At 70.9% G+C, this 12764-nt stretch carries 16 protein-coding genes; 8 read left to right on the top strand and 8 right to left on the bottom strand.

Annotation, left to right across the window (positions count from 1 at the left end; genetic code table 11):
* Positions 1-33: 33 nt before the first annotated feature.
* Entirely contained in the window at positions 34-516 is a 483-nt protein-coding gene (locus tag AC0VYL_RS04685; RefSeq protein ID WP_475482423.1) for an SRPBCC family protein, read from the bottom strand.
* Between the two features lie 329 nt (positions 517-845).
* Between AC0VYL_RS04685 and AC0VYL_RS04690 the strand changes: the two genes are divergently transcribed.
* Together AC0VYL_RS04690 and nudC are read left to right on the top strand one after the other, a co-directional pair.
* Complete coding sequence (locus AC0VYL_RS04690) at positions 846-2228, top strand: dipeptidase (protein WP_475482424.1); 1383 nt, start codon at positions 846-848, stop codon at positions 2226-2228.
* Positions 2229-2356: 128 nt separating this feature from the next.
* Positions 2357-3307 (top strand): NAD(+) diphosphatase, encoded by a 951-nt coding sequence (gene nudC, locus AC0VYL_RS04695; RefSeq protein ID WP_475482425.1) that lies wholly within the window; start codon positions 2357-2359, stop codon positions 3305-3307.
* A gap of 143 nt (positions 3308-3450) precedes the next feature.
* Here nudC and AC0VYL_RS04700 read toward each other — a convergent pair whose 3' ends face one another.
* Both AC0VYL_RS04700 and AC0VYL_RS04705 read right to left on the bottom strand, forming a co-directional pair.
* Entirely contained in the window at positions 3451-3912 is a 462-nt protein-coding gene (locus tag AC0VYL_RS04700; protein WP_475459577.1) for an ANTAR domain-containing response regulator, read from the bottom strand.
* Between the two features lie 143 nt (positions 3913-4055).
* Positions 4056-4346: a mycoredoxin gene (locus tag AC0VYL_RS04705; protein WP_017542395.1), complete on the bottom strand. Its 291-nt coding sequence runs from the start codon at positions 4344-4346 to the stop codon at positions 4056-4058.
* 268 nt (positions 4347-4614) lie between these two features.
* Here AC0VYL_RS04705 and AC0VYL_RS04710 point away from each other — a divergent pair, with 268 nt between their 5' ends.
* From AC0VYL_RS04710 to AC0VYL_RS04735, 6 genes are all read left to right on the top strand, one after another.
* The gene (locus AC0VYL_RS04710; protein ID WP_475482426.1) at positions 4615-6720 is read left to right on the top strand and encodes an ATP-dependent DNA helicase UvrD2; all 2106 of its coding nucleotides are present in this window, start codon (positions 4615-4617) and stop codon (positions 6718-6720) included.
* Positions 6713-7600, top strand: a complete 888-nt coding sequence (gene tesB / locus AC0VYL_RS04715) for an acyl-CoA thioesterase II (protein ID WP_475459582.1) — start codon at positions 6713-6715, stop codon at positions 7598-7600. Before AC0VYL_RS04710 ends, tesB begins: the two co-directional genes overlap by 8 nt.
* 203 nt (positions 7601-7803) lie before the next feature.
* Positions 7804-8154, top strand: coding sequence for a hypothetical protein (locus AC0VYL_RS04720; RefSeq protein ID WP_475482427.1), 351 nt, complete (start codon positions 7804-7806; stop codon positions 8152-8154).
* 204 nt (positions 8155-8358) lie between these two features.
* Entirely contained in the window at positions 8359-8637 is a 279-nt protein-coding gene (locus AC0VYL_RS04725; RefSeq protein WP_475459586.1) for a WhiB family transcriptional regulator, read from the top strand.
* Positions 8638-8676: 39 nt separating this feature from the next.
* Positions 8677-8835, top strand: a complete 159-nt coding sequence (locus AC0VYL_RS04730; protein WP_475459588.1) for a hypothetical protein — start codon at positions 8677-8679, stop codon at positions 8833-8835.
* A 274-nt stretch (positions 8836-9109) separates the two neighbouring features.
* Positions 9110-9673 carry a M48 metallopeptidase family protein gene (locus tag AC0VYL_RS04735; RefSeq protein ID WP_475459590.1) on the top strand — a complete coding sequence of 188 codons (564 nt, stop codon included), beginning with the start codon at positions 9110-9112 and terminating at the stop codon, positions 9671-9673.
* Positions 9674-9676: 3 nt separating this feature from the next.
* Here AC0VYL_RS04735 and AC0VYL_RS04740 read toward each other — a convergent pair whose 3' ends face one another.
* The 5 genes from AC0VYL_RS04740 to AC0VYL_RS04760 form a co-directional block, all read right to left on the bottom strand.
* Positions 9677-9937, bottom strand: a complete 261-nt coding sequence (locus tag AC0VYL_RS04740) for a Txe/YoeB family addiction module toxin (RefSeq protein WP_475482428.1) — start codon at positions 9935-9937, stop codon at positions 9677-9679.
* Positions 9934-10188, bottom strand: coding sequence for a type II toxin-antitoxin system Phd/YefM family antitoxin (locus tag AC0VYL_RS04745; protein WP_475482429.1), 255 nt, complete (start codon positions 10186-10188; stop codon positions 9934-9936). The genes AC0VYL_RS04740 and AC0VYL_RS04745 overlap by 4 nt, the downstream gene beginning before the upstream one ends.
* 87 nt (positions 10189-10275) lie before the next feature.
* Positions 10276-10647, bottom strand: a complete 372-nt coding sequence (locus AC0VYL_RS04750) for a hypothetical protein (protein ID WP_475459591.1) — start codon at positions 10645-10647, stop codon at positions 10276-10278.
* Positions 10648-10761: 114 nt separating this feature from the next.
* On the bottom strand, positions 10762-11319 hold the full coding sequence (locus AC0VYL_RS04755) for an NUDIX hydrolase (RefSeq protein ID WP_475482430.1): 558 nt from the start codon (positions 11317-11319) through the stop codon (positions 10762-10764).
* Positions 11320-12735, bottom strand: coding sequence for a zinc-dependent metalloprotease (locus AC0VYL_RS04760; RefSeq protein WP_475459596.1), 1416 nt, complete (start codon positions 12733-12735; stop codon positions 11320-11322). It lies immediately after the preceding gene.
* Positions 12736-12764 lie beyond the last annotated feature (29 nt).

Raw genomic sequence — 12764 nt, forward strand, 5'->3', positions numbered from 1 at the left:
GGTGCGGGGGCGCCTGGTGCGGGTCCGTCCGGGTCAGGAGGCGAGGACGTCCTCGATCTGGCCCATGGCCTCCTGCATACCCTCGGCCATACCCATGTCCAGCATCTGCTCCATCGCCTCCGTGGACGCGAAGGTGGTGCGCACGGTCATGCGGACGCCGCCGCCGTGTTCACCGATGTCCACCCGCACGGAGGCGACGGGCAGGTCGCCCGGGTCGCCCGGTGTCTCCCCGAAACCGTCCGTGAACTCCAGCGAACGCGGCGCCTCCACCCTCTCCACCTGCCACCATCCGTGGTGCTGGTCGCCCTCGGGACCGGTCATGTAGTACGTGACGGCGCCCCCGGGCGTGAACTCGTGCAGGACCACCGTCGCCGGGTAGGTCGGCGGCCCCCACCAGCGCTCCAGCTGGCGCGGGTCCGACCACAGCTCCCAGCTCCGCTCCACGGTGGCGGGCAGGTCGCAGGTGAGCGTGAGGGTCTGGTTCTCGAAGTCCTTGTCAACACTGGTGACAGCCATCGGTTCGATCCCTTCGTGGTGGTCCGAGGCGCTACGCGCCGGGCGCCTCGGTCTGGTCGGAGCGCTCCGTCTCGGGCCGCGCCGTGATGATCGGCGGGGCCGGACCGGCACCGACAGCTCCCCCTCCACCGGTGGTACGGGATGTCGTGGCGCGTGGTCTCCGACAGGGCGTGGAAGATCAGGTCCACGCACTCGTCCTCGTTGGACGCACTGTGTACGACCCATCGTCGGCGCAGTCCACCCCCGTGACAAGGAGTCGCGAGGTCAAGTCCTCTTTGTCCAGGTTCTAAGGTCGATCCTGACAAGGATGTCTAGGACAAGGACGGCTGATGGACGCGCGCGCCTATATCGAGGCCCACCGGGACGAGTTCCTCTCCTCGCTCAAGGAGTGGCTGGCGATCCCCTCGATCTCCGCAGACCCCGAGCACCACGACGACGTGCGCCGTTCGGCCCGCTGGCTGGCCGACCACCTCACCGCCACCGGGTTCCCCACCGTCGAGGTCTGGGAGACCCCCGGCCTGCCCGCCGTGTACGCCGAGTGGCCGGCCTCCGACCCCGCCGCGCCGACCGTGCTCGTCTACGGCCACCACGACGTGCAGCCGGTGGACCCCCTGGAGGAGTGGGAGACCGAGCCCTTCGTCCCCACCGAACGCGGCACCTCCCTGTACGCGCGCGGCGCCTCCGACGACAAGGGCCAGGTCCTCTTCCACGCCCTCGGCGTGCGCGCCGCCCTGGCCGCCTCCGGCGGACAGGCCCCGCCGGTCACCCTCAAGTTCCTCGTCGAGGGCGAGGAGGAGTCCGGCTCCGTCCACTTCGCGGACCTCATGAAGGCCAACCGCGAGCGCCTGCGCTGCGACGTCGCCGTCATCTCCGACACCACCATGTGGGCGGCGGACACCCCGTCCATGTGCGTCGGCATGCGCGGCGTCACCGACGTCGAGATCAGCCTGTACGGCCCCGAGCGCGACCTCCACAGCGGCTCCTTCGGCGGCGCCGTGCCCAACCCGCTCAAGATCATGAGCGACGTCCTCTCCGGTCTGCACGACGCCGACGACCGGGTCGCGATCCCCGGCTTCTACGACGGTGTCGTCGAGGCCAGCGCCGAGGAGCGCGAGCTCATCGCACGACTGCCCTTCGACGAGGCCGAGTGGCTGGCCACCGCAGCCTCCACCGCCGCGCGCGGGGAGAAGGGGTACAGCACCCTGGAGCGCGTCTGGCTGCGGCCGACCGCCGAGATCAACGGCATGTGGGGCGGGCACACCGGCGCGGGCGGCAAGACCATCGTCCCCCGCTCCGCCCACGCCAAGATCAGCTTCCGCCTCGTCCCCGGCCAGGAACCCCTGGAGATCCAGGACCGCGTCCGCGCCTACGTGGAGGCCGCCACCCCCGAGGGCGTCCGCGCCGAGCTGGAGTTCGGCGGGCCGGGCGTGCGCGCCTGCGCCTCCGACCTGTCCTCCACGGCCCTGAAGGCCGCCCGCTCCGCCATGGGGCGCGCCTTCGGCAAGGAGGTCCTCTTCACCCGCGAGGGCGGCAGCGGCCCCGAGGCCGACATCGCGGACATCCTGGAGGCGCCGCTGGTGTTCGTGGCCGTGGGCCTCAACGAGGACCGCATCCACGCCCCCAACGAGAAGGTCGAGACGCCGCTCCTGCTCAAGGGCGCGGAGAGCGTCGCCCACCTGTGGGAGGAGCTCGGCGCCGCCACGGACGCCTGAGCCCCCGCCCCGGATCCGTTCGCGGCCGCCGCAGTCCGGGCGGCGGCCGCGCGGGTTTGCCCAACGGGAGTGCGCGGACCCCCCGAAGGCGTTACACCTGGGGGAGAACCACCACGTCGGAAGGTCCCATGGAAACCGAAGCCACACCCCTGCTCGCCCGGTCCACCGTCGACCCCGCCGGACACCGGCGCGGAGACGACGCCTGGCTCGCCGCCGCCTGGGCCGACCCCGGCACCCGCGTCCTCGTCCTGGAGGGCGGAGAACCCGGCAGCTACGGCTGGCAGGCGCTCATGGCCAAGCAGTCGCGGGCCCTCGTCACCACCGGGCAGACCCGGGAACTGGTCCTGACCGACCCCCACCACGCGCCCCCGGGCGAGCGCTACCTCCTGGGCAGCGACGGCGACCGCGCCTACTTCGCCGTGCGCTCCCACCAGGAGCTGGAGCCCAATCCCGTCGCCGAACCCGCGTCCCTGCGCGAGGTCGGCGCGATCCTCAGCGACCACGACACCGGCCTGTTCACCCGTGCCATCGCCCTCGCCAACTGGAACGCCAGCCACGGCTTCTGCCCCCGCTGCGGCGCACCCACACGCATCGAGAAGGCCGGTCACGTCCGCGTCTGCGAGGAGGAGGGCACCGAACAGTTCCCCCGGATGGACCCGGCCGTGATCATGCTGGTGCACCGTGAACGCGACGGCCAGGAGGAGTGCCTGCTCGGCAACAACCCCCACTGGGACGCGAAGCGCTTCTCCGTGCTGGCCGGGTTCGTCGACGCGGGCGAGTCCCTGGAACAGGCCGTGATCCGCGAGGTCGCGGAGGAGGCCGGCGTGGTCGTGGAGTCGCCCCGCTACGTGTCCTCCCAGCCGTGGCCGTTCCCGCGCAGCCTCATGATGGGCTACACCGCACGCGCGGTGGGCGAGACCGAACGCACCGACGACGAGATCGCGGAGACCCGCTGGTTCACCCGGGCCGCACTGGCCGAGGCCGTGCACTCCGAGGAGGTCAGCCTCCCCGGCCGGGTCTCCATCGCGCGCACGCTGATCGAGCACTGGTACGGCGCGGAGCTGCCCGGAGGCTGGTGAGCCGCGGCGACGGAACCGTCACCGCGCACACGGGCGGACCGGAACCGCGGGCCGTCCGTCCCCCCGCACCGGACGCCCGCGGCCCACACCCTCGGGCCCGCTCCACCGGGACCCGCGACCCGGGCCGAGTCACCCGGGGCGGTTCAGGCGGTCCCGGTCCCGGTCAGCTCGTCCGGAAGGACGGTCAGCGGACTCGTGCTGCTGTCCACCACGTCCTGAGCCAGGTCGGCGACCTTCCTGCCACGCGACCTGGCCGAGGAGCGCAGTCTCTCGAACGCCTCGCGCGGCGGCATCGTGTGCCGCTCCGCCAGCACGCCGATGGCCTGCTCCACCACGACCCGCGAGTGCAGCGCGTGCTCCAGCTGCGTGATCGTGTGCCGCAGCCGCTCCACCTCGGAGGCCCCCTCCGGGGCCCGGCCGGGCGCCTGCGTGCGGGGACGGCCGGTCCCCGCCTCGGAGGTGAGGAGATCCGCCAGGACCATGGCGCTGACCAGGTCAGGCGCATCGTGCCCGTGCTGCTCGGTGCCCACGCGCCACCCGTTAGGGGTGCGCCGCACCACTTCGACGGTCACCGTGTCGGTGACCGCCACGTCATGAGGCCTCATATCGTCCCCCAACTCAACACTCCCCGTCATCGTCCGCGCTACGGTGCCGACCTCGCCGCCGTACGGAACGCGGGGGTGTCCGCCCCCTGGGGGAGGGGGTCCCGCCGCGCGGGCCGCACCAGGGCGGCCCGCGCCGTTCGTCCTCAGGACAGCTCGGCCAACTTCTTCTTCACCTGAGCGAGGGACGGGTTGGTCATCGCGGTCTCGTCGCTGAAGACCACCGTCGGGACCGTCTGGTTCCCGTTGTTGACCTTCATGACGTACTCCGCGGCCTCCGGATTCTCCTCGATGTTCACCTCGCGCACCGCGATGCCCTCACGGGAGAGCTGGCTCTTGAGGCGCTTGCAGTACCCGCACCAGGGGGTGCTGTACATCGTGAATCGTTCGGTGCCCGTACTCGTCATCTCGCTCACGTCTTCCTGGTCGACGGTCATGTTCGGGGATCAGTACCCCCATTCCAACACCAAGGGGGTCCCGCCGCTTCCCATGACCGATCGACACAACGTGGGACGCCTCACAGGGCCTCCTGGTTCTGGAATGTCTCACCCGGACTGTTCGGGCAGCTCGGGGAAGCGCCGCCGCCGACACCCGCGCACCCGGCCCATCCGCTCCCGGTGACGACCGATACTTGAGAGACTGTGCGCCCACGGCGAGTCAGCCGCCCCGGCGGACGCAGCCTCCCCAACCAGATTCAGGAGCACCATGGACCCCGACCGCGTCCTGGAGGGACTGGACCCGGAACAGACCGAGGCGGCGCGCGCCCTGCGCGGCCCCGTGTGCATCCTCGCCGGTGCCGGAACGGGGAAGACCAGGGCCGTCACCCACCGGATCGCGCACGCCGTCGCCAGCGGGGTCGTCTCCGAACAGCAGATCCTGGCGGTCACCTTCACCGCCCGCGCCGCCGGGGAGATGCGCGGTCGGCTCCGCTCCCTGGGCGCCCCCCGGGTCCAGGCCCGCACCTTCCACGCGGCCGCGCTGCGCCAGCTCGGGTTCTTCTGGCCGCAGGTGATCGGCGGGGAGAAGCCCAAGCTCATCGAGAGCAAGCTCTCGGTGGTGGCGCGCGCCGCCAACTCGGTCGGCCAGCAGCCGGACCGGCTCGGGCTGCGCGACCTCGCCAGCGAGATCGAGTGGGCCAAGGTCACCCAGGTGCGGCCCAGCGACTACGACAAGGCCGTGGCCAAGTCCGGGCGGCAGGCCCCCATGAACGCCGGCGAGGTCGCCCGGGTCTTCGAGGCCTACGAGGAGCTGTGCCGCGAGCACAACCTCCTCGACTTCGAGTCCATGCTCGAACTCACCGCCGGGATGATCACCGAGTACCCGGCCATCGCCCAGCGGGTCCGCGACCAGTACCGGTACTTCGTCGTGGACGAGTTCCAGGACGTCAACCCCCTCCAGAAGCTCCTCCTGGACGCCTGGCTGGGCGACCGCGACGACCTGTGCGTGGTGGGCGACCCCAGCCAGACCATCTACTCGTTCGCCGGGGCCACCCCCAGCTACCTCACCGGGTTCGCCAACCGCTACCCGCACGCCACCGTCGTCCGGCTGGTCCGCGACTACCGCTCCACGCCCCAGGTGGTGCGGGTGGCCAACCACGTCATCGCGCAGGCCAGGGACACCACCTCCGCCAACCACCTCACCCTCCAGGCGCAGCGCCCCGACGGACCGGACCCGCTGTACCAGGAGTACGACGACGAGCCCGCCGAGGCCACCGGGGTCGCACGCAAGATCAGCGTCCTGCTGGAGGACGGCACCCCGGCCAGCCAGATCGCGGTGCTGGTGCGCACCAACTCCCAGTCGGCCTCCTACGAGCAGGCCCTCGCGGACGAGGGCGTCCCGTTCACCGTGCGCGGCACCACCCGCTTCTTCGAGCGCCCCGAGATCAAGCAGGCCGTGCACACCCTGCGCGGGGCCCGGCACGCCGCCGCCGACGAGGTGGCCGAACCCCTGGTCGCGACGGTGCGCGGCCTCCTCTCCCAGATGGGCCTCACCGACAGCGCGCCCGAGGGCCGCCAGGCCCGGGAGCGCTGGGAGTCGCTGTCCGCGCTCGCCCAGCTGGCCGAGGACATGGCCGCCAGGCCCGGCCCCGACGGACGCCCCGCCACCATGGGCACGTTCGTCGAGGAGCTGGAGACGCGCATGGCCACCGAGCACGCGCCCGGGTTCGAGGGCGTGACCATCGCCTCCCTGCACTCCGCCAAGGGCCTGGAGTGGGACGCGGTCTTCCTCGTGGGCCTCACCGAGGGCATGATCCCCATCATCTACGCCGAGACCGACGAACAGGTGGAGGAGGAGCGCAGGCTCTTCTACGTGGGGGTCACCCGCGCCCGCGAACACCTGGCCATGTCCTGGTCCCTCTCGCGTTCCCCGGGCGGCCGCAAGTCCCGCAAGCCCTCCCGATTCCTCGACGGCCTGCGCCCGGCCTCGCCCTCCACCGCGAACCGCCGCGACCGGCGTAAGGGCGGAACGGCGCGCTGCCGGGTCTGCTCGAACGTGCTCTCCGACGCCACCGAGCGCAAGCTGGGCCGGTGCGTGGACTGCCCCTCGACCTACGACGAGGCCCTCCTGGAACGGCTGCGCGACTGGCGCAAGCGCACCTGCCAGGAGCAGAAGGTGCCCGCCTACGTGATCTTCACCGACGCCACCCTCCAGGCCATCGCCGAGCAGGAACCCTCCAGCGTCTCCCAGCTCACGGCGGTGTCCGGGGTGGGTCCGGCCAAGCTCGACCGTTACGGTGAGGCGGTGCTCGCGCTGGTCGCGGGGAGGGAACCGGCGGGGGAGGCCGGGGACGGAGAGGACGAGGATGAGTGAACACGACGCCGAACGCAGGGGCCAGTCGCTGGCCGACCTGCTGAGGGTCCTGGACCTGGAGCGGATCGAGGTCAACATCTTCCGGGGGATCAGCCCGGCGGAGGGGCCGCAGCGGGTCTTCGGCGGACTGGTCGCCGGGCAGGCGCTCGTGGCCGCGGGCCGGACCGTGCCCGCCGAACGGTACGTGCACTCACTGCACGCCTACTTCATACGGCCCGGCGACCCCACCGTGCCGATCGTCTACGAGGTGGACCGGGTCCGCGACGGGCGTTCGTTCACCACCCGCCGGGTCGTGGCCGTCCAGCACGGGAAGGCGATATTCACACTCTCGGCCTCCTTCCACAAGGAGGAGCCCGGACTGGACCACCAGATCCCCATGCCGGACGTCCCGCCGCCCGAGGAGCTGCTCAGCACCCGTGAGCGGCTGCGCGAGGCGTTCGGGAAGGTCCCCAACTTCGTGCAGTGGCACCCCATCGAGATGCGGCCGGTGGGCGCGATGTCGTTCGAGGCCGAACGCGACCCGGAGCTGCGCACGGCCACCAACCCGGTGTGGTTCAAGGTGGACGGCGAGCTGCCGGACGACCGCCTCACCCAGGTCTGCCTCATGACCTACGCCTCGGACATGACCCTGCTGGACACCGTGCTGCTCCGGCACGGGAGGTCGTTCGCGGGGATCGCCATGGCCAGCCTCGACCACGCGATGTGGTTCCACCGCCCGTTCCGCGCCGACGAGTGGCTGCTGTACGCGCAGGAGTCCCCGACCGCCCAGGGCGCCCGGGGGCTGGCGCGGGGCCTGGTCTACACGCGCGACGGCCAGCTCGTCTGCTCCGTGGTGCAGGAGGGCATGATCCGCGTCGTGGACGCGGAGGGCTGGTCCTGACGGACCGGCACCACAGGGCTCGGGGCAACGTTCCCGGGCCCTTCGTCATTCCCGGTGAGTTCTGGCCGGATGCGGACGTTTTCCCAGGTCAAAAATGGGTTGCCGATCTTTGTGGGCGGCCCGTAGTGTGTACTCGTCGAACCAACCGCTCTCGGTACAGGTGCGAGACCCTGTGCCCGACTTCGAAGGAGGTGCCCGATCAAATGACCACCACGGAGATGAACTCGATGACCTCGTTGTCCCTCGCTTCCGAGGCCGCTTGGCGTCCGTTCCCGACAGGAGTCGTGTCGGGCATCGGCCTGAGCGGTAGCACCATCGGCGGTCGTCCGAGCGCCCAGAACGGCATCCAGTCCCTCGGCATGGTCCAGCTCATCGGATCTGGCCTCGTGTTCCAGGGGACCGGTATGTCCGAGTCCGGCGTCATCGGCGAGCCGCGCCACGAGTCCGAGCCTGCCCTTGATCGCGGCAAGTTCACCGGTGGCGTCATCGAGGCATCGCACGAAACCCCGCGCTACGGCGCATCGGGGGAGTGTCCACGGAAGATTCCGGCCTAGAGCAGCACAGGCCGAGATCCTCGACCGTGGCCGCGGACCCCGACACAGGGGCCGCGGCTTTCTTTGTATCTCCGTTCGTTCTCCGTCCCCCAGGGGCGCGGGAACAGGCGGCGGCATCGCAAGTCCAGGTCCCTCACCGGACCCGTTCCGGTGACTGAACACCGACCGCGTTGTACGAACGATCAAAGATCTTGGAGGGCACCGATGCTCGCGTCGGTCCTGGAAGCGCCCCAGCTGGGCGAGGTCGACATTCCCTGCCGTATGGAGCCGGACCTGTTCTTCGCGGAGTCCCCCGCGGAGGTCGAGGCGGCCAAGGCGATCTGCGGTTCCTGCCCCATCCGGGAGCAGTGCCTGGCGGACGCGCTCGAACGGCGTGAGCCGTGGGGCGTCTGGGGCGGGCAGCTGCTCGTCTCCGGTCAGGTCGTGGCGCGCAAGCGCCCCCGTGGCCGTCCCCGCAAGAACCCCGCGCCCGTCGCCGCCTGAACACCCCAAGAACCCACGAAACCCAGAGGACTCGAAACGATGATGCAGGAACTCATGCAGATGGTGGAGCGCACCGACGAGGAGCCCCGCGACCTTCAGATCAGACGGCTCGGCGCCCGACAGCTGCGCGCCCGGCAGCGCGAGGAGCGCCGTGCGGAGCAGGCGATCATGGAAATCGCGTGGTCAAGGCTATGTTGACGCGGACTGACAAGTGAGTGAACGAACGAGACCGAAGGGCGTCAGGAACGCGCCGTTCGGTCTCGTTTGTGTAACCAAAACCAGCGGGAGGCCCCGAATCCGGTCCCAGTGTGTCCTGTCTCACCAGGCCTGAAGCCCCCTGGTCAGAGGGGAATCCGCGACGGGACCCCGATTCCGCCCCCGAAGGCCCGGGCCGGACACGGCGCGAAAGAAATCACATATCCGGACAACCCACACCTGTTCGCGAGGGCCCACCTCGGATACCGTAAACACTGTGCCCTCGAACACCAAAGTCGAGGTACGACGCAGTCCTCGTCGCCGCCGCACCGTGTCGGCCTACAGGGACGGGGACACCACGGTCGTCCTCGTGCCCGCGACGTTCTCCCGCGCAGAGGAAAAGCGCTGGGTGGACCAGATGCTGCAGAAGCTCCGCGCCCGGGAGGGCCGCAGGCACCCCGGTGACCGCGAACTCCAGGACCGCGCCGTCGAACTGGCCGAACGCTACCTGGACGGGACCCACCTCCCGGACAGCGTCCGCTGGGTCGACAACCAGAACTCCCGCTGGGGTTCCTGCACCCCGGACACCCGCACCATCCGCATCTCCCGCCGCGTCGCCGGCATGCCCTCGTGGGTGGTGGACTACGTCCTCGTCCACGAGCTGGCCCACCTGCGCATCCCGCACCACGGTCGCGACTTCTGGGACCTGGTCCGGCGCTACCCCAAGGCCGACCGCGCCCGCGGCTACCTGGAGGGGTTCAGCGCGGGCAGCCGCTCCGACCGCGACGACGAGGACCCGGACGAGGCCCTCGAACCCGACGAGGTCGCCTTCGAGGAGTAGGGCCTACTTGCCGTAGTGGTATCGGCAGGCGACGATGCGGATCTCGTCCTCGTGCAGCCGGTAGACGAGTCGGTGCTCGTCGGTGATGCGGCGCGACCAGTAGCCGTGGAACCCGTGGCGCAGGGGTTCGGGTTTCCCCATGCCCTCGTTGCCATGCCGGTCGATGTCCCTGATGAGCACGTTGATGCGTTTCAGGACCTTGCGATCCTGGCCCTGCCACCAGACGTAGTCCTCCCAGGCAGTCTCCGCCCAGACGAGCTTCATTCGGCGAGGCCCCGCTCTATTCCGTGCCCGGACTCCACCTGCTCGATGGCGTCGACCAGACGGCGGGCGTTCTCGGGGCTGCGGAGGAGGTAGGCGGTCTCTCTGAGTGACTCGTACTCGGACAGGGCCATCATCACGACCGGCTCGTGCCCGGCTCTGGTGATGATGACCTCCTCGCGGTCGTTGACGACCGCGTCCATGGTGGCCGCGTAGTGGGCACGGGAGTCGGAGTAGGTGATCGTCTTGGTCACGGTTCCTCCTGAGTGCCAGAGCGAAGTTCTCGTCTCCCAATGTACAGGAAGTTGTACATCGAGTGGAGTGTCGGGTGAGAGGGTCCCTCAGTCACCCGACGCGTCGAGCTCCCGTTCGGAGGCCCTGACGTCGGCGGCGACGCGCACCAGCACCACGGCGCTCACCACGAGCAGCACCCCGAAGACGGCGGCGTAGTAGGTGGTGGTCCCGCCCCACGATCCCGAGACGGCGGCACGGCCCAGGACCGCGACCAGCAGCACCCCCATGAACCCGACGACACCCTGCCCGAGCCGCAGCGAACGCCGCTTCTGCTCCACCCGGGCGCGGGCGACCTCACGCGGACCGACCAGCCCGGCGCGTTCGTCGGCCAGGAGGCTGTCGGCCGCCTTGCGGACCCGTCTGGCCAACAGGACCAGGACCAGCCCGCCGAGCATGCCGACCACGGTGATCAGGGACACGGCGAACGCCTCACAGCGGGCCGGAGGTGCATGGTCTGTTCCGTTCCGTCGGGCGTCGGGGGTACGCACCACGAGGGGCCCGGCCGGATCTCCTCCGGGCGGGCCCCTCGTGGTTCAGTTCGCGGCGGTGATCCGCCGGTGCGCGCGGACGGCGGCGTCCACCAGGGCCCGGACGGAGTCGTCACTGGGCTCGGGCAGGGCCTCCACCGGGAACCAGTCCAGCCCGGCGGACTCCTCCGGGTCCCGGACCAGCACGGCGTCGGCCGGAGCCACCGCCGCGTACTGCACGTCCAGATGGAAACTGCCCCCGCCGCACGGCACCGCGTGGCGGTCCAGCCGCACCGGCTCCGGCAGCAGGGTCAGACCCCGGATCCCGGACTCCTCGGTGGCCTCCCGCAGCGCGGCGCCGCCCAGGGTGGTGTCCTCGGGCTCGCAGTGGCCCCCGGTCTGCAACCACATCCGGTGGACGCGGTGCAGCACCAGGGCCACCCGGGAACCGTCGGCGGAGACGATCGCGGAACTCGCGGTCAGGTGCCCGGGCAGGCAGGTACGCCACATGGCGTCACCGTGGGCGTCCAGGTGCCCCAGGTAGGAGCGGCGCAGCTGCTCCTGGTCGGCGTCGGGCGCGGTCCACGCGTCCAGCACCGACCGGGCGTCGGCGTGCAGAGTCACCTACTTGCCGTCCTCGTCGTCGTCGCCGGGCCGGGGGCGCTCGGAGCCGTCGGGGTCGGTCAGCGACGAGATGTCGAAGTCCGTGCCCTCGAACTCGCTGCGCCCGTGCACGAAGGCGTCCGGGTCGTCCAGGTCGTCGGCGGTCGGCATCAGGTCCGGGTGCTGCCACACGGCGTCCCGGCCCTCCACACCACGGGCCTCCTCCAGCGCGGCCCACAGGGCTCCGGCCTCGCGCAGACGGCGCGGGCGCAGCTCCAGGCCGACCAGGGCGGCGAAGGTGTGTTCGGCGGGCCCACCGGTGGCGCGGCGGCGCCGGGTGGTCTCCGCGAGGGCGCCCGACTGCGGCAGCCGTTCGGACACGGCCGAGGACACCACGGTCGCCACCCAGCCCTCGATCAGGGCGAGGGTGGTCTCCAGGCGCTTCAGCGCGGCCTTCTGCTGGGGGGTGTCCTCCGGTTGGAGCAGTCCCTCGCCACCCAGCCCGCCGGACAGGGCCTCCTGGAGCGCCTCCGGGTTGGAGAGGTCGACCCCGCCGAGCTTGTCCTCCAGGCCGCTGACGTCGAACGACATCCCGGCCGCGTACTCCTCGACCAGCCGGGACACGTGGGAACGCAGCCACGGCACGTGCGAGTACAGGCGGTGCACGGCCGCCTCACGGGCGGCGAGGTAGAGGCGCACCTCGTCCTCGGGGATCTCCAGGCCCTCACTGAAGCGGGCCACCCCCGAGGGCAGCAGGGCGGCGTTGCCCTCACCGGCCAGCGGAAGGCCGATGTCGGTGGTTCCGATCACTTCCTGGGCCAGCTCACCGATGGCCTGACCGGCCTGCTGGCCGACCATCATGCCGCCCATCTGCTGGATCATCCCCAGCAGCGGACCGGCCATGGAAGCCATCTCCTCAGGGAGGTTCTGCCCCATGGCCTGGACCGTCTTGGCGGTCAGCGGGTCGCACAGCTGCGCCCACGAGTCCATCGTCTTCTCGATCCACTCCGACCGGCTCCAGGCCTGGGCGGTCTGGAGCCCCGAGGGCAGGTCGGTAGCCTGGTCGAGCCACAGGTCGGCGAGGCGCAGTGCCTCCTCGATCCGTGCGTAGTCGGCGGGCGGCACACTCGGGTCCCCCTTCTGGGACACCGCGTGCCGCGCGATGTTCTTGGCCATGTCCCAGTTGATGCCGGACGTCGGGGACGTCTGACCGGCCTCCGGCGCACCGGGGGCGGGCTGGGACGACATCATGTCCGCGAACTGGCGGAGCATGTTGGCCATCTGTTGCGGGTCACCGAACGGGAATCCGTCCGGTGTTCCGGGGTTCCCCCCGCCCGGGCCGCCGCTGCCGGCACCCGAGCCGGAGTCGCCTGAACGGCGTCCGGACTCGTCATCGGGATCGTTCGGCATGCTGAAACCGAAAGGCAGGTCGCTCACAATCAGACCTCAGGCAGGATTAGGTTTGG

Source organism: Nocardiopsis sp. iso_238 (genome assembly GCF_056173325.1).